Below are 18,046 nucleotides of genomic sequence, written 5' to 3'. Positions count from 1 at the left end.
CTCTCATCATATCAATAAATCCCGATACATGGATTCAACGCACGCCCTCAAAGCCTTTGCCGCCCTCGGTCAGCCGACGCGGCTTGATGTGTTCCGCTTGCTGATCAGGGCCGGCGCCAGCGGCATGTCCGCGGGCGAGATCGGCGAGACTCTCGATGTGCGCCAGAACACCATGTCGACGAACCTCTCGATCCTCGCCCAATCCGGGTTGATCCGCAGCGAGCGGCAGGGGCGCAGCATCCGCTATTTCGCCGATATGGCAGGGGTGCGCGCGCTATTGGCCTTCCTGATGGAGGATTGCTGCGGCGGCTGCCCAGAGCAATGCCAACCGCTGATTGACGAGCTGATCTGTTGCTAACGCCCCCTAACCATGACCCCCGCTAACCAAGAACGCCCACCGGCGTTAACCCATTTACCCAACACCCCTGACCCCCAAAACCCAACCTGCGAAAGCCCGTTATGACCGATACCCCAAATCCCATCGCCGCCGGTCTTGGAACCTTTGAACGCTGGCTCTCGCTCTGGGTGGCGCTGGCCATCGGCGCGGGGCTCTTGCTCGGCAACCTCTTTCCCGCCGCCTTTTCCACGCTCGCCGCGCTCGAGATCGCCTCGGTCAACCTGCCGGTCGCGGTGCTGATCTGGGCGATGGTCTATCCGATGATGGTCGGCGTGGATTTCGGCGCCCTGCGGCAGGTCGGCGATAAACCCAAGGGGCTGGTGGTGACACTGGTGGTCAACTGGCTGATCAAACCCTTCACCATGGCCGCGCTTGGCGTGTTGTTCTTTAACCATGTTTTCGCGGGGCTGATCCCGCCCGATGACGCGCAGACCTATCTGGCGGGGGTCATCCTGCTGGGCGCGGCGCCCTGCACGGCGATGGTCTTTGTCTGGTCCAATCTGACCCGCGGCGATGCCACCTATACGCTGGTGCAGGTCAGCGTGAACGATGTGATCATGGTCTTCGCCTTTGCCCCGATCGTCGCCTTCCTGCTTGGCGTCACCGATATCGTGGTGCCTTGGGACACGCTGCTGTTGTCGGTCGGCCTCTATGTCCTGCTGCCGCTGCTGGCCGGCTATCTGACGCGGCAAAACCTTGTCGCCAAGGGCGGCGAGGCGGCGGTGGATGCGTTCAAATCACGGGTGCAGCCCTTCTCGATCTTCGGGCTTTTGGTCACCGTGGTGCTGCTGTTTGGCTTTCAGGGCGAGGTGATTTTCGAGAGCCCGCTGGTCATCGCGCTGATCGCGGTGCCGCTGTTGATCCAGTCCTACGGGATCTTTTTCCTCGCTTACGGCGCCGCGCGGGCCTGGCGCATCCCGTTCAATGTCGCCGCCCCCTGCGCGATGATCGGCACCTCGAATTTCTTTGAACTCGCGGTGGCCGTCGCCATCAGCCTGTTCGGGCTGGGCTCGGGCGCGGCGCTGGCCACGGTGGTCGGCGTGCTGGTCGAAGTGCCGGTGATGCTGTCGCTGGTCGCCTTTGCCAATCGCACGCAACACTGGTTTCCCAAAGATCGGGGGGCGGCGTGAGCATTGTCATCCACCATAACCCCGCCTGCGGCACCTCGCGCAATGTGCTGGCGATTATCGAGGCTTCGGGCGCCAAGCCCGAGGTGATTGACTACCTCGCGACTGGCTGGACCCGCCCGCAGCTTCTGGCGCTTTTTGCCGCCACCGGTCTGACCCCGCGCACGGCACTGCGGACGACAAAATCACCGGCGGAGGAGTTGGGCCTCCTTGATCCATCCGTCGATGACGAGACCCTGCTGGCGGCGATGCTCGAGCATCCGGTGCTGGTCAACCGGCCCATCGTTTGCACGCCCAAAGGGGTGCGGCTCTGTCGCCCCAGCGAGACGGTTTTTGACCTTCTCGACCACCTGCCCAAAGGCCCGCTGTCCAAAGAGGACGGCACGCCGCTGATTGATGAAAAGGGACACCGCCTTGTCTGAGACCCCGAACCTCGACCCCTCGCATTTCCATCCCATCGACGCGGAACGCCTGTTGGCTCCTGCGCGCTCCACCCATGCGCCGCGTATCCTGCTGCTCTATGGCTCGCTGCGCGACCGCTCGTTCAGCCGCCTGATGACCGAAGAGGCGGCCCGCATTCTCACCAGCCTCGGCGCCGAGACCCGCAGTTTCAACCCTTCGGGCCTGCCGCTGCCCGATGATGCCGAGGCCGATCATCCCAAGGTCCAAGAACTGCGCGATCTGGTCACATGGTCCGAGGGTATGGTCTGGTGCTCGCCCGAGCGCCACGGCGCGATGACCGGCATCATGAAGACCCAGATCGACTGGATACCACTGTCGCTGGGCGGGGTGCGTCCGACGCAGGGCAAGACGCTGGCGGTGATGCAGGTTTCGGGCGGCTCGCAGAGTTTCAATGCCGTTAACCAGTTGCGCATTCTCGGGCGCTGGATGCGGCTTTTGACCATTCCCAACCAGTCCTCGACCCCCAAGGCGTTTCTGGAATTCGATGACGCGGGGCGGATGAACCCCTCGCCATTCTATGACCGTGTGGTTGATGTGATGGAGGAGTTGATGAAATTCACCCTGCTCACCCGCGATAACAAACCCTATCTGCTCGACCGTTATTCCGAGCGTAAGGAAAGCGCCGCCGAGCTGTCGCGGCGGGTGAACCAAAAGGCGATCTGAGCGGGGCACAGTTGCTAGGGTTTCTAGGACTGGCGCGGGGCAGGCGGGCAAAGCCAGTCCGCCCCCGCCAAGAGACCGTTCAACGTGAACTCACCCACTGGTGGCGGTGCCGCGCGGCTCACTTCCCGCAACACCGCCGCCGCTGGGTGACTATGAGGGGGCAAAGCGCATCTACGGCCCTGAAATTGACGCACCATTCAGCGGCAATTCCGGCGGGCCGATGCGGTGACGGCCAAAGCCTGTCAGCGCCTATCCGAGCCCTTCAATTCACCGCGACAGCTTGCTGCCTACCGCCCGAGACTCCCGCCTGAATTTCACTGCAACTGGCCGATGCCAATCCGACACCAAACGGCCAATTCCCTCTCGCCAAATCAAGCGCAGCAGCCTCGGCTTCGCTCACCAGATCGCCAGCCTCCGGCCCGCCTGCCACGTCACCAAAACTCTCGGCGCGCCGTCCAGCATGGTAAACAGTCCGTAAACCCGACAAAAATTCCCGCGTGATTTCAACGCCTTGAATTTGTCCCACGCGCGGGACATTGGGTGTCACGCGGTCTTGCGATCCCGACACATCGCCGCCTCGATACTCTCCATCAGGGCGATATCTCCAAAGGGTTTGCTCAGCACCTCGCAATTGCCCAGCGAGGCCGCCGAGGGCACATCCATGCCGCCGGTGGCAAAGATCACCGGCAGGTCGGCCTGCAGCCCGCGCGCCTCCTTGGCCAGCTCCTCGCCGGTCCGGTCGGGCAGGCCGACATCGGTGATCAACAGGTCCACCGGCGCCGAAGTCAGCAGCTCCAGCGCCTTCGCCACCGTGCCCGCCTCGATCACCTCGAACTCCGCCTCGCGCAGCATCTGCACCAGATCAAGCCGGATCAACGCGTCATCCTCGACCACCAGCACCCGCAGCTGTCCGCCCCGCGCGGCCTCCACCGCCCGCGGCGCGAATTCCGCCGCCTCCGGCTGCTCCTGCTGGCTGATCTCGACGGCCACCCCCGCGCTACCCAGCATCTCGCGGAGCCTGCGCGCCAATTCGGTCTGGCTGTAGGGTTTGCCAAGCAACTCCACCCCCTCATCCAGCCGCCCGTCATGCATGATCTGATCCTGAACAAAGCCCGAGGTGAACAAGACCGGCACCTCGGGGTGCAATTCCTGCAGCTTGAGCGCCAGATCATAGCCACTCATCTTGCCGGGCATCACCACATCGGTGAACAACAGATCCACCCGCTCCCCGCCCGCCAACAACCGCAGCGCCGCCTCGGCATCACCGGCTTCGGTCACCTGATAACCCAGCTGCTGCAAGGAATGCCGTGCGGTATCGCGGACATCCTCATCGTCCTCGACCAGCAGGATCCGCTCGGAGCCACCGGCCAGCCCCGCATCCGCCATACCCGGCAGCTCCTGCACCGCCTCATGCGAGCGCGGCAGATACAGATGAAAGGTGGTGCCCGCGCCGACTTCGCTGTCGAGGCTGATATAGCCGCCCGATTGTTTGGCGAACCCATAGACCATCGACAGGCCGAGACCGGTGCCATGACCGTCGGATTTGGTGGTGAAGAAGGGTTCGAACACCCGTTCCAGCGTTTCAGGCGTCATCCCGCTCCCGCTGTCCGCCACCGAAATCCGCACATATTCACCGGCACCGACATCGGGATGCGGCGGACTGGCCTCCGGTTTGATCTCGATATTGCAGGCGGTGACCGTCAACCTGCCTTGCCCCTCCATCGCGTCACGGGCGTTGATCGCGAGGTTGAGCAGCGCGTTCTCCATCGAGTTCGGGTCGATATTGGTGTTCCACAGCCCCTCGGCGAGATCGATCTCCAGTTCGACCCCCTCACCAATCGCGCTATGCACGATCTCGCTGGTCTCCGAGATCAACTGGCTGAGATTGATCACCACCGGCGCCAGCGGCTGTTTGCGGGCGAAGGACAGCAGTTGCGAGGCCAGCGTCGCGCCACGTTTGACGCTGCGCATCGCTTGCTCCAGCCGCGCCCGCGCCTCGCTCTCGGCGGCCATGCCGCGCATCGCGATTTGCAGATTGCCGGTCACCACCTGCAGCAGATTGTTGAAGTCATGCGCGATCCCGCCCGCCAACGAGCCGATCGCCTCCAGCTTCTGGCTCTGGCGCAGTGCCGCATGCACCGCCTCCAATTCGCGGTTGCGCTTGGCCACCCGCGCCTCCAGCGTGGCGTTGAGCTTGGCGATCTCGGCCTCGGTGTTCTTGCGGTCCTCGATATCGGTATTGGTGCCGACCCAACCGCTCAGCGTGCCGTCATCCGCATGGAGCGGCGAGGCGCGCACGATATGCCAGCGATAGCTGCCGTCGGCTTTGCGGATGCGAAACTCGGCCTCATAGGTTTTGCCCTCGACGATCGCTCCGGCCCAGTTCTCGACGGTGGTGGCAAGATCATCGGGATGCACCACCTTCGCCCAATCCGCACCGTAAAGTTCGCCCTCGCTGTAGCCGGTGAACTCATAGGTCCGCTGGTTGAGCCAGGTCAGCGCGCCATCCTTATCGGCGGTCCAGACCTGATTGGGCATGGTCTGCGCCATGGTGCGGAATTTCTCCCGCGTGGCGGTGAGCTGTTTTTCAGCGATCTTTTTGCCGGTGACATCATGGCCCTGCACAAAGATACCGACGGTTTTGCCGGTCCGGTCGCTGAGCGGATGATAGATGAAGTCAATAAAATGCAGACTGGGCGGCGCATTCGGGTCGGATTGGATCTGCGCCGGCATCTCGGTGAACGAGACCGGTTCGCCGCTGGTATAGACCTGATCGAGCAGATTGAGGAAGCCCTGTCCGGCGATCTCTGGCAGCGCCTCGGACACGGATTTGCCGAGGATATCGCGGTGGCCGGTCAGATCGGAATAGGCCTGATTGACGACCTGAAACACATGCTCCGGGCCGTTCACGATTGCCATGAAACTGGGGGCCTGATCAAAGGCGGACTGAAAGAAATCCATCATCTGACCCAGCGCCAGATTTTCATTGGCCACCGCCTCGGCACGCTGCAAAAGCGCGGCGCTGCGGCCGGTGGTGTCAACGCCCAGATTGAGGGGTGCGCCACCGTCTCCAGCGCCGTCACCACCGCCATGGGCGCCGCGGTGCAGATCGGTGACATCCACGGTGTTTTGCAAGATATAGGCGACCGCCCCATCGGCGTTGAGAACCGGCGTATGGGTGGCGCTCCAATAGCGTTCTTCAAGCTGGCCGTCGGGGCCGTGGATCGGATAGGCGATCAGCGGCAAATGGTCCGCCTCGCCGGTCTCGAGCACCTGTTTGAACGAGCCGCGCAGCATCTGGTCGGGCAGGGACTCGGGCGGTGCGGGAAATTCCTCGGTCAGGATGCGCCCGATCAATCGCGCCTGTGTGCGTCCTGTCACCGCCAGATAAGCGGCGTTGGCCCAGACGATCCGCAAGTCGGTATCCACGAGCATATAGGGCGAAGGCGCTTTGGCAAAAAGCGCATCAAGGTCAATTTGCACGGTCCGTTTCCATGATTGCGGTGTACATGGCGGTTTACACCTATCCTCCGCCTTTATCAGCCGCAAAAATCGCGCCTATGTCAAGAAATAGTGAGCCCGCTATAGAGCCCTTGCGCGGCACTCTGCGCAGGCGGGAGGCGTGTTGCTAGGCGCCTGTAATTCAACCGTAATCCGGTAGGCGCTGGGCAAGGGATGTGGATGCGCGGGGTGTCGCTGATGCGCCCGAGCATGGGGGAACGGTTTTGAAAATTACTGGTTGTTGCCTGATAGACGCCCGCTGTGGGCGATGAGTTTCCAGCGAATTTCAGAGAGGAAAATGCTATGAATTCCGCGTCCCTTCGCTCCACCACGGCAATGCTTGTGGCCTTGTCGATGATGCAACCCTTGCCTGCATTGGCCCAATCCGCTGCCGCGAAAGAACGCGCGACGGCGGCGGCCGGGTTCAAGCAAGACACGCCGCGCTCGAATGAAGAGGTCTGCGCCGAGAGCGGGATCATCGATGCTTTGGCCTGTGAACTTCATATCCAGCAATTACCGTTTGCGGGAGATGCACTGACCGGTGAGCCTGAGGTTGAAGCCGAGGGTGAAGCGGAGGCCGAAGTTGAGGTCGAGGATCAGGCCGAGGTTGAGGCGCAAGGGGATACCACGGTCGAAAATGGCGGCGATTTTGCGGGCGATACCGGGGCCGATGCGGCAGCGGAGGCTGGCGCCGAGGCGGAGGCCGCTGCTGATGCGGCTACCCAGAGTGTGCCGAGTGTTGACGATCTGGCCGGTGAGTTGTCCGCAGCGGAAGCTTCAGGCGAGGCGGAGGTCTCTGCCGAAACTGAGGCTGAAGCTGAAGCTGATGCAGCGGCTGTAGAATCCGGTGCATTTGTCGAGGCAGATGCAGATATTGCCGCCGATGCGCAGACTGAGGCCACCGACGAGCCGTCGGTTGAGGCACAAGTTGAGTCAGAGGCAGAGGCTGAAGCGGAAGTTGAAGCCCAAACCGAAACCCAAGCCGAAGCCGAGGTTGAGGAACAGGGCGAGGTCTCTGAAGATACAATGGCCGAAGCTCCGGCCGATGCTGCCGCGCCCTTGGATTTGGGCGGCGATTGCGCCGATGTGACCCAGTCGGGTAACGCACTGATCGACTGCGCTGGCACATTGAGCGAAGGTGCTCGCGAGGCGCTTGCTGCGGGTAGCGAGGTCGACTCCGGTGCCTCGGCCGATGTGACCGTAGAGACCGTCACCGAAACCACGAGCCGCTCCAGCGGTGAGGAATTTCGCGAATGGACCCCCGAGGATGGCGCGGCAGAAACCGCCTCGGCAGAAGCGCAAGCCTCGGGTGGCAGCGGGTTGAGCGACCTTGAGCGCGCGGGGCTGTTCACCTTGGGTGCCTTGGCGGTTGGCGCGATCCTGAGCAGCGGCCAGCGGGTCGATGCGAATACCGGCGACCGCGTGGTGGTGGTCGATGAAGAGGGCGAGTATCAGCTGCTTAAAGACGATGACGCGCTGCTGCGTCAACCCGGCTCGGAAGTGCGCACCGAGCGTTATGCCGACGGCACCACCCGCACCGTCGTCACCCGCCCCAGCGGCACCCGCGTGATCACCGTGCGCAACCCCGCCGGACGCGCGCTGCGCCGCGTGCATATCGAGCCGAACGGGCGCGAATATGTGATCTTTGACGACACGCAGGCCGTCGAGCCGGTCGATGTGAGCACCCTGCCAGCACCGACCTATGAGCGGTTTGATTACCGCGAAAGCACCGACCGCGAGAGCCTGCGTCTGGCGCTGCAAGCGGCGGATGAACGGGTCGCGGGGCGCGGCTTTAGCCTGAACCAGATCCGCGAGATCAAAGAGGTGCGCGACCTTGCGCCCGAGATCACGCTGGACAGCATCACCTTTGCCACCGGTTCAGCAGCGATCCGTGCCTCGCAGGCCGAGCAATTGCGCGAAATCGGAGTGCTGATGCGCGATATCATCCGCGAGAACCCGACCGAAGTGTTCCTCATCGAGGGCCATACCGATGCGGTGGGCGATGCGGGGTATAACCTGCTGCTCTCGGACCGCCGCGCCGAATCTGCGGCTCTGGCACTGAGCGAATACTTCAATGTGCCGGCCGAGAATATGGTGGTGCAGGGCTACGGCGAACGCTACCTGCGGATCCGCACGCAACAGGCGGAAGAGCAAAACCGCCGCGTCGCGGTGCGCCGGATCACCGGCCTGCTGCGCGGGCAACGTTAACGGGTTAGCCGGCGTTTAAGGACGATAAGCTTGGGGCTCCGCAGGAAATTGCGGGGCCCTTTTTTCGTGCTGTGTAGTGGTGCGGCTTGAGGGTGGTTGGTTTGTTCAGTGAGTTGTGCGGGGGTGTTTCTGTGTCTTTGCGATTTTCACTGCGACGAAACGGGGCATTCCCCTATGGGATGTATGTGAGGGCGTGAGCATGGCCATAAACACCCGCCACACTCTGCCTCTCAACCCGGGAGGCCGAGGCTCCAGATCAACGCGGGGATGCCCAGCAGTACCAGAACCGCCGCCCCGACCAGCGCGCCGTCGCGGGTTAACCATCCGGCGGCAAAGAGCGCGATCACCGCTGCCGCAAGGCTGCCCGAGGCGGGAATAAACTCCATCATCGGCATCAGCGCCGAGAGGAACATCACCAGCACTAGCGGCAGATACAGCCACGGCGGTTGCAATAAGAAGGTTAACCGCGCTTTCAAATGACGCTCGACAAAGCCGATGGGGCGGCGCAGCCATTTGATACTGCGGGCCAGCTTGGCTGCGGGCAATTGGCGGCGGGTGATCAGCGCGGGCAGCCATAAGTGGCGGCGCCCGATCATCATCTGCGCGGCGACCAGAAAGGTGACCATCGCCACGCTGGTGGTCACGCCGGGGATCGTGCTGGCAGGCGATACGGCGATTAGCGAGAACAGCAGCATCACCGAGGCAAAAGAGCGTGCGCCCAGCGTTTCAATCACGTCCTGCACGCTGATGTCGCCGTCGCCGAGCGCCGCCTCGAGCCGGTCAAGAACATCGCTGAGGGCATGGTCGTCGCTCATATCGGTCCCTTGCTTCGGGGCTGCGGGGGCTGTCACTGCAGGGTCCGCATCGGGACAAAGCGTGCCAGCTTTATTGCGCAGGTTCGCGGTCATTCCGTCAACCGTGCCTGCAGCTCGCGCTTGAGGAAATAACGCCCCCAGATCGAGCGGATTTGCGTGGCGTAGAGGGTGCGCGGGCGGATGCGGCAGTCGCCTTCTGCGGGTTCAACCTCGAACTGGCGTTTGGCCGCTACAATCGCCGAGCTTGCCGCCGAAATCGCCGCCACTTTCACTTCGATCCGGTTAACCGCGTCATTGTCGAGCACATCGGTCATATTGCCACGGGCGCGCTGCAACAGGTCCTGCACGCTGCCGATATCGACGAAATTTCCGGTTTTGAGCGGTCCTTGAAAAGTCGTCGCGCTGGGCGTGGTGAGATCCTTTTTCGGGGTCTCGGTGCGGTCGACAATCGAGGTCTCGCGGGCGCCGTCGCCGGTCCAGACGGTCAGCAGGATTTCAAGCACATAGATCGGCTCGAAGCCAAGGTTGCTGACAAAGGTTCTGGCGTCGAGGGTCTGGCTGCCGCCGAGGTGGATCAGGATATCGGTGCGCCGTTGACGCCGCAAACCCGAGACGAGGATTTGCAGGTAGAACAGCCAGACAAAGGCGGTGATCGCGCCCACCGCCGCTTGCACAAGTGAGGCGTTATCCGCCAGCCAGTCCCACATAATCTCTCGCGATGTTAAAGGGTTAAGTCGACAATCACGGGCGATGGGCGCGGCGGTCGGGCAGGTCTCGGGCGGTCGAATGCCCTGTGTTGCCTTTGCCTGAACGCCGATAGCGGGCGGCCCCAAAAGGGTGCCGCCCGCCCATATTCGCAGCCGGTTATGCCCAGTAGAGCGGCACGCCGTAATGCGCGTGGGTGCGGCGTTCCCAATCGGGGTCGGCCGGCCATTCGGCACTGCGCGGCGGGGCGCCTTTGACCTCTTCTTCGGTCAGATCGGTGATAAACCCCTGTTTCACCGTGTCATAGCGCAGTTTGCCCCAAGGCACCGGATGATGGTCTTCGCCCATCCCCAGAAAACCGCCGAATCCCATCACCGCATAGGCGACTTTGCCCGACTGTTTGTCGATCATCATATGGTCGATATGACCGATCTTGGCGCCGTCATTGGCATAGACATCGGTGCCGGTCACATCATGGGACGAAACGAGGCTTCGCGTGGTTGTCGTGGTCATCTGCTTCTCCTCCTTTGTGGATATGGGAACAACCAGAAGCGGCGCTCAGGGGTTCCCAAATGGTGGATTACGCGGCGGAAAACCGCCATTGACCGCAGAGGGGCACATGCAGGGTGAGATACGCGGATTTTACTGGGGGGGAGTGGTGAGGATAGCGCCGGAATGCCTTGGGCATGGTTAACAGCAGCCCAAGAGGCGGCGTTTATTGGCCACGAGGTTAGCGGTGTTCGGCTGAGGCCCCTAGGCGGTTCACCGTCGAGGACAAATGGAAACCGCAGCCATTGCGGCTGCGGTATGAATGGGATCAGCGTCGCTGGCGTTGCAGGCGGCGCGGGGGCCATGCGGGATCGTCGCGTTTGATCGCCTTTGCGGTCCAGAGCCCCGCTGGCACGCCAATGGCCAGACCGATAAGCCCGGCGACGACAAAGGCGACCCATGTCACCCAGCCGATGCTCAGGAACCCGACAATCGCCGCGCCCGCGACGCAGCTGACCCAGAGAATAACCATTAAACTTCGTAGAGGTGCGGGCATGATGCCCTCCTTTCCGCTGTCACTTCGGCTTGCTTAATCAACCTGTGAGCGGCGGAAATGGTTCCGATATTGCGGGTGGAGGGGGCGGTAAACCACGGCGCGCGCCGAAACCGGTGATGGCCGCCAGAGGGGCGGGGAGGCCGGGTAGCGCCATCCGGTTGCGCGCGGCGAGCCGCCCGCGCCTGTTGGGTGGGCGCGGGCGGATGTTCATGAATTGAGAATTATTCTGGCTGTAAGAGCTTCGTTACCCGATTGTCCGGCAAGGCCATGGACGCTTAGAGATCAAGCGGTTCCAAGGCTTCGGCAACCCGCTTCTCGATCTCGTCAAGTGGCTGATCGGTCAGGTTTTTCGGCACTTCGGCGATGATCTTTTCTTCCACCGTCACATGCACGGCGCTGCGCAGAATGCCCAGAACCGCAGGCGCGGCGACGATCACCAGTTTGTCGAATTTACCCTGATGCGCGGGCTTATAGAGCAGATCGGCCAGATCGGCGGCAAAACGTTCTTTGGCCAATTGGTGCCAATCCGTGTCATCAAGCGCCGAGCGATGCGGGCCGGTGCCATCCTGCGCGCGACCCGGACGGTTGGCGCCCTGCTCGCGCGAGGGCGGATTGTCTTGCTCGTCCTTTTGCAGCAATTGCAGATGCATCGCCTTGCGGTCGCCTTCATTGACCAAAAGCAGCGCTTTTTCGCTATCGGCAACCAGCACCCATGCGCCTGTGTCGAGCTTACCCATCCTCGCGGCCCCCTTCTTTTTCATCGGATTTGGTGACGCGGGTTTTCCCCGCTGGCCGCTCATTCGAGCGTTTGAGTTCATCCTTGGTGCCGATATCGCGCGCCAGACGTCCGCCCGCGCGCCCGCCTTGCGAAACCGAACCTTTCGCGCCCAGCACCTCGCGGTCGGTATCCGAGGCTTTTTCCCGGTCGGGAAGAGATTTTTTGTCGGTGCTCATACTGTGTCCTTTCCGTGGAGGGATCACAGGGATAACGGCGAGCGGCGGCGGTTGGTTCCATGGACAAAAGGTTAACAGAGCAAGGGGGGCGGTCAGGTGGCGGGCGTTTGCTGCTTGGTTGGAATGGTGTCGAAATGCCGGTCGACCATACGCTGCACCATCGGCGCGAAATGCCAGAAATCGGGGGTCACCATATCGGGGATTTTGCCCGCGTCATCGAGATAGCGCACGGCGATGATCTGCGCGAGATTGGGGTTTTTCTCGAACTCCGCGACCTCGGCTGCTGTCATCGGTCCGCCCTGCAGGTGGAGCGAATGCACCGAGGCTTTGGTTAACCGGTCGAAATAGCTGGGCCGCGTCGCGCAGAGATAGCGTTTTGCCGCCACATGGTAGCGCACGCAATCGGTGATCACCGTCGGGAAAAACCGCTCGAGCACGGCGCCGCCGGCGTCCTCGTGATGGCGATCCTCGGTGTCCTCCATGGTGAAAGTGCCGAATTCGCTGGTGAAATGGCCGATATCATGCAGCAGGGCGCCGACGATGATCTCTTCGGGTTGGCCGTTCTGCTCGGCGATCGTGGCGCCTTGCAGCATGTGCTGGCCCATATTCACCGGCTCGCCGAGGTATTCCTCATTGCCGCGCCGCGCGAAAATATCGCCGAGGAAATCCACAATCGTGTCGCGGGTCAGGTCTTGCGGGGTGCTCATTGCGCGGCCTCCAAGGCACTGTCACGGCGCAGCGCGTCATAGGTCGAGCGCAGCCCGTCCTTATCGGCGTAGCAGCCCTGAAACCAGCGTGTGCCTGCGCCGGAATAGGCTTTGCGCGCGTGTAGAACGCGGGTGTTATCGACAATGAAGGCCTCGCCGGGGTTGAGGCGGAAACTGACCTCCATGGACGCATCGTCGATGATCTCGCCCAAGCGTCGGTAGGCGGCGTAATAGGTTGCCATTTGGTCAAACGGCACATCGGTGACAGCGGCCAAAGAGCGGTTGTTAAAGCGCACGCCGACCAACTCGCCATCGGGGGCCAGTTCGATCATCGGGCGGCGTGAGGTCAGGCAGACACCGGCCTCACCGGAGTATTCAAACTTTGCGCAGTGATCGGCCAAGACGTTGAAATACTGCTCGTTTTCCGCGCGCAACCGTTGCGCGGCAGCAAAGCCGTCGACCACCATGTTCTCGCCGCCCGCCGCAGTGCTTTCCAGACAATAGAGCACTTGCAGCGTCGGCACCGGGTCGCGGTAGGGGTTGTCGGTATGGGCTTGGAGGCCGAGTCCGGTGAAGGCGAGATTACTCGGGTTGACTTGCGTGCGGACCTCGAATTTGCGACCATAATTGGTCTCGCGGATAAATCCGAAGAGATCGACGACGCGGAACAGGGCGCCGTCTTCGACGGGGCCATTGGTGATTTTGCCAAAGCCGTAGCGGGTGACGGCGCCGAGCCAGTCGGTGAGCGCCGCGCCGCCGTGTGAGAGGGCGTTGAAATCGCCGCAGGGGACCGCGTCCATCAGGTCTGCGTCCCATGTCTCGATCTCCGGCGCCGTCCAGCCACGCGCGGCGGGGGCGGGGCGATCATAGGCATGTGCGGCGAGCCACGACAGGTCATAACCCACGGTTTTGCCCTCGGGTGCGAAACTGACGTTCAGTTGCTCACCGTCCAGTGCGGCCTGATCAATTTTCGTATCCGCAGGGATGTCACGCAGCGCGATCAACCGCTGTCCGTTGCCTGCCGCGCGGGTCTCGGGATCGCCGGCATTGTCGCGCAACCAGATGGCGTGAAAGCGCAGCGCTTCGCCGCCAATCGTCAACGTCAGAAATTGTCCCGAGGGATCGAGCGTGAGTGAGGTCATAAAGCACCTATGAAAGCTATGTTTTCGCGGGACAAACTGGCAGGCTTGGCGCATTATCTCAAATTATGAATAACCTGACTGAGATGGCGATTGCCTTATGATTAACCGGCCGCTCCACCTGCCGCCCCTCGAATGGATCCGCGCTTTTGAAGCGGCGGCGCGCTGTGGCAGCTTCACCGCAGCGGCGGCGGATATCGGGATCACCCAGTCGGCGGTCAGCCAGCGGATCTCGCAGCTTGAGAAAACCTTGGGCGCGGTGCTGTTCATCCGGCAGGCGCGGGCGATTACCCTGACGGTGGAGGGCGAGGCGTGGTTGCCGCATGTGCAGTCCGCGCTGGGCACGCTGCACGACAGTTCCGAGGCGCTGTTTGGCAGTGCGCGCAAACGGCTGGTGATCTCGGCCAGCCAGTCGGTGATTGCGCTATGGTTGCTGCCGTATTTGCCGGCGTTGCGGCGCATCGCGGGCGGGCAATTGGCGGTGCAAACCATGGTGCTGGGCGCCCATGATGCGCCACCCGAAGAGGTGATCGGGATACGGTATGGCGCGGGCGATTGGCCGCAGGCCTACCGATGCCAATTGTTCCCCGAGAGCATCGCACCGCTGGCGACGCCGGAACTCTGCGCGCAGGCAGAGGCATGGACAGATTTGCCGCGGATTGCCTGCGCGGGGCCAAGGCCGGGTTGGAATACATGGTGCGCGCGGTTTAACGTGCCGACCACGCCCGTGCCGCAGCTTCAGTTCGACACATTTGCCGCGGCGCTGGGCGCGGCGCGGGCGGGAATGGGCGTGGTCTTGGGGTCATTGCCGCTGTGTGCCGAGGATCTGGCTACGGGGCGGTTGCTGCAACTGGGCGATGAGGTTCTGGCGCATCATGAAAGCTATTGGATGATCTCGGGCAAAGACGCGGTCACGCGCCGTCAATGGGACGAGATCTGCGCGGTGATCAGCGCCGCCTGAGGGGGGAAAGGGCCTGCAGTTCCCCGCAAGCCATTGATTTCGCGCTTATTCAAAGGCCCAGCCGTCGTGCTCAATGCGGAAAATCCGGATTGGCGCGCCGGGCTGTCCGGGATCAGCGCGCAGGCGGAAGACGGCGGTATGGGCGCGGCCGAAGTTCGTAATAATAACGTTGATGGTGATCATCCCGCGCAACATCGGCTGCTGCGGATCGGGGAAAGGCGCGCCGATATGGCCCGAGAAATCCTGCGCGCCGATCAGCGGGTCAACCTGTGGTGGATTGCGGCGGATATTCTCGACGACGCCGGAATGGAAGTAATGCGCCGCCTGTGACGGATCGAGCGGGTTCGGGCCACCGACTTGCGCCAGATCGGCGGCTTCATAGAGCGCATACACGAGGTCTATTGCATAGGATACCGGATCGATCTCGGCCTCTTGGGACGGCGTGGAGGGGGCGCTGTCTTCGACCAGATAGCGTGCCGAAACCCAGCCCGCGACGCTCAGATCGGCCGAGCGCATCAGGCACCAGCGTGGCGGCAGGCTGGCAACTTCGGCGTCAGTCATCGCGGAAAAATGCGCCATTGTGTAGAATGGCACGCAGGTCACCATCTGCAACCCGCGCGCGTTATGGGCAAACCGCTCAATCACCGCGTAATCGGTGCCCGGCCCCATACGCGCGTTGAGCCGGTCGTTCGAGGCGACGCCGTGCACCCGCCACGCATCCGGCCCATGGCCGTCAAGTTGCGCCGAAGCGCTGGCGGGAAGTAGCGCAAGGCAGAGGGCGGTTATTGCGACGAGAGGTAGGCGGCGGGTGATAAAATCACGGGTTGTTAAGAGCGTGGTGGCTAAAGTCATTTCAACTCCGAAAACTTGAGAAAACGTTAAAATATTGGGTCAATGGGGGGAGCCTATGAAATAACGCGCATGCGGGTCAATGCAATCTACGGGTGAGTCACGCGCTGGACGGGGCGATAGCTGTGGCGAGGCAGGAAGTAGAGGATCGGACACCTGTGATTTGCGCATCGCGGTCAAGTCTCGGTGAGTCGGGGCTTGACGCATGGCAAAGGCGCCTAGATCAACGCGTAACCCGGCGCGCTTGGTGTAAGCTGCCGTGGATTATAGATGAAATACGCGCAGAGCTGCCTGCGCCCTGCTGGAACGGGCTATGTGATGACCAAGACGAGTTCGCCGATCCCGCCCGACATAAGCGCTGCATTTGAGCGGCAGGCCGCGCGGGTGGTTGACCGGCGACGCAACTACGGATTGGCGGAACGACGGGCGGATCTGGCGCGCTTGTCCGAGGTGATCACGGCGAATGAGGCGGCGATTGTCGCGGCGCTGGCGGAAGATTTTGACAAGCCCGAAACTGAGGTGATCCTGACCGAGATCATTCCGGTGCAGCAGGACATCAAACACGCGCGCCGCCATTTGGGCCGCTGGATGCGTCCGGCGCGCGCGGCGCCGTCGCTCGCCACCTTTGGCACCTCGGCGCGGGTGCGGCCCGAGGCGCGGGGCGTCTGCCTGATCGTTGCGCCGTGGAACTACCCGTTCAGCCTTGCGCTCGGGCCGTTGGTTTCCTGTCTGGCGGCGGGGAATGCGGCGATCCTCAAGCCCTCCGAGATGACGCCGGCCACTTCGGCCCTGATTGCGCGGCTGATCGCCGAGGCGTTTCCGCCCGATCTGGTCACCGTGTGTGAGGGCGCGGTGGAGGTCTCGCAAGCGCTTTTGGCACTGCCGTTTGACCATATTTTCTTCACCGGCAGCCCGGCGGTGGGCAAGATCGTGATGGCGGCGGCGGCGAAAACGCTGGCCTCGGTGACGCTGGAACTGGGCGGTAAATCGCCAACCATCATCGGCCCCGACGCGGATTTAAAACGCGCTGCGGATTGGGTGGTTTTTGGCAAATTCGCCAATGCGGGGCAGACCTGTATCGCGCCGGATCACCTGTATGTGCATGCCTCGGTTAAGGAGGAATTCACCGACCTGCTGCGCGCGCGGATCGGCAAGGCGTTTGGCGACGATGGGGCGTCACCGGCGCTGGCCTCGATCGTAAACGCGAAACACGCCGAGCGGCTGGGCGGGCTGTTGACGGACGCGCGCGATAAGGGCGCCGAGGTCACTTTGGGGGGCAGCCGTGACGGGGTGCGCGTGGCGCCGACGCTGTTGGAAGCGATCATGCCCGAGATGGAGATCGACCGCGAGGAGATTTTCGGCCCGATCCTGCCGATCCTGCCCTTTGAGGATCTGACCCAGGTCATCGCGCAGATCAACGCGCGGCCCAAGCCGTTGTCGCTGTATATTTTCGACAAGGACCGCAGTCGCATCGACCGGATTATTGCCGAGACCAGTTCCGGCAGTGTCGGGGTGAACCTGACGATGATCCAGTTTATTCACCATGGATTGCCCTTTGGCGGGGTGAATAATTCGGGGATTGGCAATGCGCATGGCCGCTACGGGTTTCGCGCGTTCAGCCATGAGCGGGCGGTGCTCAGCAATTATTTCTCGGCGCTGCCGCTGATCTTTCCGCCCTACACGGGTAGGGTCAAGCGGTTGATCGGATTGGCAAAACGGGTGCTGGGCTAGGCGCTTATGGGATCGCTGCGGCGCAGCAGGTAGATGTCCATGATCCAGCCGTGCCGCGCGCGTGCTTCTTGGCGCGCGGCGATGATCGGCGCGGTGGAAGTTGCCAGCGGGCCGTGGTGGAGGATTTGCTCGTCCATGCCCAGAAACGCGCCCCACCAGATGTCCAGCCCCTCGGGCGCAAGGGTTTGAAAGCTACAGTCGCCGTCGAGCATCACCACCAGCGTCTCGGCGTCCTCGGGCCAGCCGTGCTCGCGCAAGCGGCGGCCGGTGGTGACCTGCACCGGCCCGTTCACCGTGTTGAGCGGCAGCGTATGGGCGGCGGTGAGTGCTTGAATCGCAGTGATCCCGGGCACCACGCGCAGCTTAGGGCGCGGGGTTAGGCGCTCGGCGATGCGCAGGGTGCTGTCATAAAGCGAGGGATCGCCCCAAACCAGCAGCGCCACCGGCCCCGCACGCTCGGCCTGTGCCAGAGCCGCTTGCCAGCGCGCGGCGATCTCGTCATGCCAAAGGGTGACGCGGGTTTGATAGGGCAGGGTCGGATCACGCTGCGGGTAGTCGAAGGGGATGATCTGCGCGGTGCTGCCGCTGGCGCGGATGATCTGCAGGCGGAGTTCGGCCAGATCATCCTTACCCGCGCCCTTATGCGGGATCAGGATCACCGCGGCCTCGCGCAGGGCTTGCTGCCCCTCAAGTGTCAGATGCTGCGGGCTGCCGGTGCCGATCCCGATGAGCCAGAGGTCGGTGATCGCGGGATGTTCGGCGATGGTTAAACTGTTGGGCAT

Annotated in this window: 18 protein-coding genes; 7 read left to right on the top strand and 11 right to left on the bottom strand. The window is 62.7% G+C overall.

Annotated features, from left to right (window positions below; genetic code table 11):
- The first annotated feature begins 28 nt into the window (after positions 1-28).
- The 4 genes from DDE20_RS14820 to arsH all read left to right on the top strand — a co-directional run bounded on the left by DDE20_RS14820 (position 29) and on the right by arsH (position 2,649).
- On the top strand, positions 29-358 hold the full coding sequence (locus DDE20_RS14820) for an ArsR/SmtB family transcription factor (protein ID WP_116559295.1): 330 nt from the start codon (positions 29-31) through the stop codon (positions 356-358).
- A 101-nt stretch (positions 359-459) separates the two neighbouring features.
- Positions 460-1,527 (top strand): ACR3 family arsenite efflux transporter, encoded by a 1,068-nt coding sequence (gene arsB / locus DDE20_RS14815; RefSeq protein ID WP_116559294.1) that lies wholly within the window; start codon positions 460-462, stop codon positions 1,525-1,527.
- The gene (gene arsC, locus DDE20_RS14810) at positions 1,524-1,946 is read left to right on the top strand and encodes an arsenate reductase (glutaredoxin) (protein WP_116559293.1); all 423 of its coding nucleotides are present in this window, start codon (positions 1,524-1,526) and stop codon (positions 1,944-1,946) included. The genes arsB and arsC overlap by 4 nt, the downstream gene beginning before the upstream one ends.
- A complete protein-coding gene (gene arsH, locus DDE20_RS14805) occupies positions 1,939-2,649 on the top strand; it encodes an arsenical resistance protein ArsH (RefSeq protein WP_116559338.1) in 711 nt (236 codons plus the stop codon). The genes arsC and arsH overlap by 8 nt, the downstream gene beginning before the upstream one ends.
- A gap of 543 nt (positions 2,650-3,192) precedes the next feature.
- On the opposite strand, the gene DDE20_RS14800 is transcribed toward arsH, so the two are convergent.
- On the bottom strand, positions 3,193-6,132 hold the full coding sequence (locus tag DDE20_RS14800) for a hybrid sensor histidine kinase/response regulator (RefSeq protein ID WP_116559292.1): 2,940 nt from the start codon (positions 6,130-6,132) through the stop codon (positions 3,193-3,195).
- 321 nt (positions 6,133-6,453) lie between these two features.
- On the opposite strand from DDE20_RS14800, the gene DDE20_RS19045 reads away from it, so the two are divergent.
- Entirely contained in the window at positions 6,454-8,358 is a 1,905-nt protein-coding gene (locus DDE20_RS19045) for an OmpA family protein (protein ID WP_165814530.1), read from the top strand.
- Between the two features lie 230 nt (positions 8,359-8,588).
- On the opposite strand, the gene DDE20_RS14780 is transcribed toward DDE20_RS19045, so the two are convergent.
- The 8 genes from DDE20_RS14780 to tmpA all read right to left on the bottom strand — a co-directional run bounded on the left by DDE20_RS14780 (position 8,589) and on the right by tmpA (position 13,726).
- Positions 8,589-9,173 carry an exopolysaccharide biosynthesis protein gene (locus DDE20_RS14780; RefSeq protein ID WP_116559289.1) on the bottom strand — a complete coding sequence of 195 codons (585 nt, stop codon included), beginning with the start codon at positions 9,171-9,173 and terminating at the stop codon, positions 8,589-8,591.
- 89 nt (positions 9,174-9,262) lie between these two features.
- Positions 9,263-9,880: a hypothetical protein gene (locus tag DDE20_RS14775; protein WP_116559288.1), complete on the bottom strand. Its 618-nt coding sequence runs from the start codon at positions 9,878-9,880 to the stop codon at positions 9,263-9,265.
- A 157-nt stretch (positions 9,881-10,037) separates the two neighbouring features.
- A complete protein-coding gene (locus tag DDE20_RS14770) occupies positions 10,038-10,391 on the bottom strand; it encodes a PRC-barrel domain-containing protein (protein ID WP_205961681.1) in 354 nt (117 codons plus the stop codon).
- 304 nt (positions 10,392-10,695) lie between these two features.
- Entirely contained in the window at positions 10,696-10,923 is a 228-nt protein-coding gene (locus DDE20_RS14765; protein ID WP_240608098.1) for a hypothetical protein, read from the bottom strand.
- A gap of 275 nt (positions 10,924-11,198) precedes the next feature.
- The gene (locus DDE20_RS14760) at positions 11,199-11,660 is read right to left on the bottom strand and encodes a baeRF12 domain-containing protein (protein ID WP_116559286.1); all 462 of its coding nucleotides are present in this window, start codon (positions 11,658-11,660) and stop codon (positions 11,199-11,201) included.
- Positions 11,653-11,877: a hypothetical protein gene (locus DDE20_RS14755; RefSeq protein WP_116559285.1), complete on the bottom strand. Its 225-nt coding sequence runs from the start codon at positions 11,875-11,877 to the stop codon at positions 11,653-11,655. The genes DDE20_RS14760 and DDE20_RS14755 overlap by 8 nt, the downstream gene beginning before the upstream one ends.
- A 92-nt stretch (positions 11,878-11,969) precedes the next feature.
- On the bottom strand, positions 11,970-12,584 hold the full coding sequence (tmpB, locus tag DDE20_RS14750) for a (R)-1-hydroxy-2-trimethylaminoethylphosphonate oxygenase (protein WP_116559284.1): 615 nt from the start codon (positions 12,582-12,584) through the stop codon (positions 11,970-11,972).
- Positions 12,581-13,726, bottom strand: a complete 1,146-nt coding sequence (gene tmpA, locus DDE20_RS14745) for a 2-trimethylaminoethylphosphonate dioxygenase (RefSeq protein WP_116559283.1) — start codon at positions 13,724-13,726, stop codon at positions 12,581-12,583. Before tmpA ends, tmpB begins: the two co-directional genes overlap by 4 nt.
- A gap of 97 nt (positions 13,727-13,823) precedes the next feature.
- On the opposite strand from tmpA, the gene DDE20_RS14740 reads away from it, so the two are divergent.
- Complete coding sequence (locus DDE20_RS14740) at positions 13,824-14,684, top strand: LysR family transcriptional regulator (protein WP_116559282.1); 861 nt, start codon at positions 13,824-13,826, stop codon at positions 14,682-14,684.
- Between the two features lie 45 nt (positions 14,685-14,729).
- Here the strand turns inward: DDE20_RS14740 and DDE20_RS14735 are convergent, their stop codons facing one another.
- The gene (locus tag DDE20_RS14735) at positions 14,730-15,536 is read right to left on the bottom strand and encodes an SH3 domain-containing protein (protein WP_133240357.1); all 807 of its coding nucleotides are present in this window, start codon (positions 15,534-15,536) and stop codon (positions 14,730-14,732) included.
- Between the two features lie 267 nt (positions 15,537-15,803).
- On the opposite strand from DDE20_RS14735, the gene DDE20_RS14730 reads away from it, so the two are divergent.
- Positions 15,804-17,264, top strand: a complete 1,461-nt coding sequence (locus DDE20_RS14730; RefSeq protein WP_116559280.1) for an aldehyde dehydrogenase family protein — start codon at positions 15,804-15,806, stop codon at positions 17,262-17,264.
- Here DDE20_RS14730 and cobF read toward each other — a convergent pair.
- Entirely contained in the window at positions 17,261-18,046 is a 786-nt protein-coding gene (gene cobF, locus DDE20_RS14725; protein ID WP_116559279.1) for a precorrin-6A synthase (deacetylating), read from the bottom strand. The two genes, DDE20_RS14730 and cobF, sit on opposite strands and share 4 nt — an antisense overlap.

The organism is Pararhodobacter oceanensis, assembly GCF_003076755.1.
Taxonomy (GTDB): Bacteria; Pseudomonadota; Alphaproteobacteria; order Rhodobacterales; family Rhodobacteraceae; genus Pararhodobacter; species Pararhodobacter oceanensis.
Note: the sequence above shows the minus strand (reverse complement) of the source record. Positions and strands in the feature narration are given on the sequence as shown.

Bases quoted from the DNA above. Each gene is read 5' to 3' on its own strand.
- DDE20_RS14775 (WP_116559288.1), bottom strand. From the start codon at position 9,880: ATGTGGGACTGGCTGGCGGATAACGCCTCACTTGTGCAAGCGGCGGTG.
- DDE20_RS14730 (WP_116559280.1), top strand. From the start codon at position 15,804: ATGAAATACGCGCAGAGCTGCCTGCGCCCTGCTGGAACGGGCTATGTG.
- DDE20_RS14820 (WP_116559295.1), top strand. From the start codon at position 29: ATGGATTCAACGCACGCCCTCAAAGCCTTTGCCGCCCTCGGTCAGCCG.
- DDE20_RS14755 (WP_116559285.1), bottom strand. From the start codon at position 11,877: ATGAGCACCGACAAAAAATCTCTTCCCGACCGGGAAAAAGCCTCGGAT.
- tmpB (WP_116559284.1), bottom strand. From the start codon at position 12,584: ATGAGCACCCCGCAAGACCTGACCCGCGACACGATTGTGGATTTCCTC.
- DDE20_RS14735 (WP_133240357.1), bottom strand. From the start codon at position 15,536: ATGACTTTAGCCACCACGCTCTTAACAACCCGTGATTTTATCACCCGC.
- arsB (WP_116559294.1), top strand. From the start codon at position 460: ATGACCGATACCCCAAATCCCATCGCCGCCGGTCTTGGAACCTTTGAA.
- cobF (WP_116559279.1), bottom strand. From the start codon at position 18,046: ATGCCCAACAGTTTAACCATCGCCGAACATCCCGCGATCACCGACCTC.
- DDE20_RS14760 (WP_116559286.1), bottom strand. From the start codon at position 11,660: ATGGGTAAGCTCGACACAGGCGCATGGGTGCTGGTTGCCGATAGCGAA.
- DDE20_RS19045 (WP_165814530.1), top strand. From the start codon at position 6,454: ATGAATTCCGCGTCCCTTCGCTCCACCACGGCAATGCTTGTGGCCTTG.
- tmpA (WP_116559283.1), bottom strand. From the start codon at position 13,726: ATGACCTCACTCACGCTCGATCCCTCGGGACAATTTCTGACGTTGACG.
- DDE20_RS14765 (WP_240608098.1), bottom strand. From the start codon at position 10,923: ATGCCCGCACCTCTACGAAGTTTAATGGTTATTCTCTGGGTCAGCTGC.
- DDE20_RS14770 (WP_205961681.1), bottom strand. From the start codon at position 10,391: ATGACCACGACAACCACGCGAAGCCTCGTTTCGTCCCATGATGTGACC.
- DDE20_RS14780 (WP_116559289.1), bottom strand. From the start codon at position 9,173: ATGAGCGACGACCATGCCCTCAGCGATGTTCTTGACCGGCTCGAGGCG.
- DDE20_RS14740 (WP_116559282.1), top strand. From the start codon at position 13,824: ATGATTAACCGGCCGCTCCACCTGCCGCCCCTCGAATGGATCCGCGCT.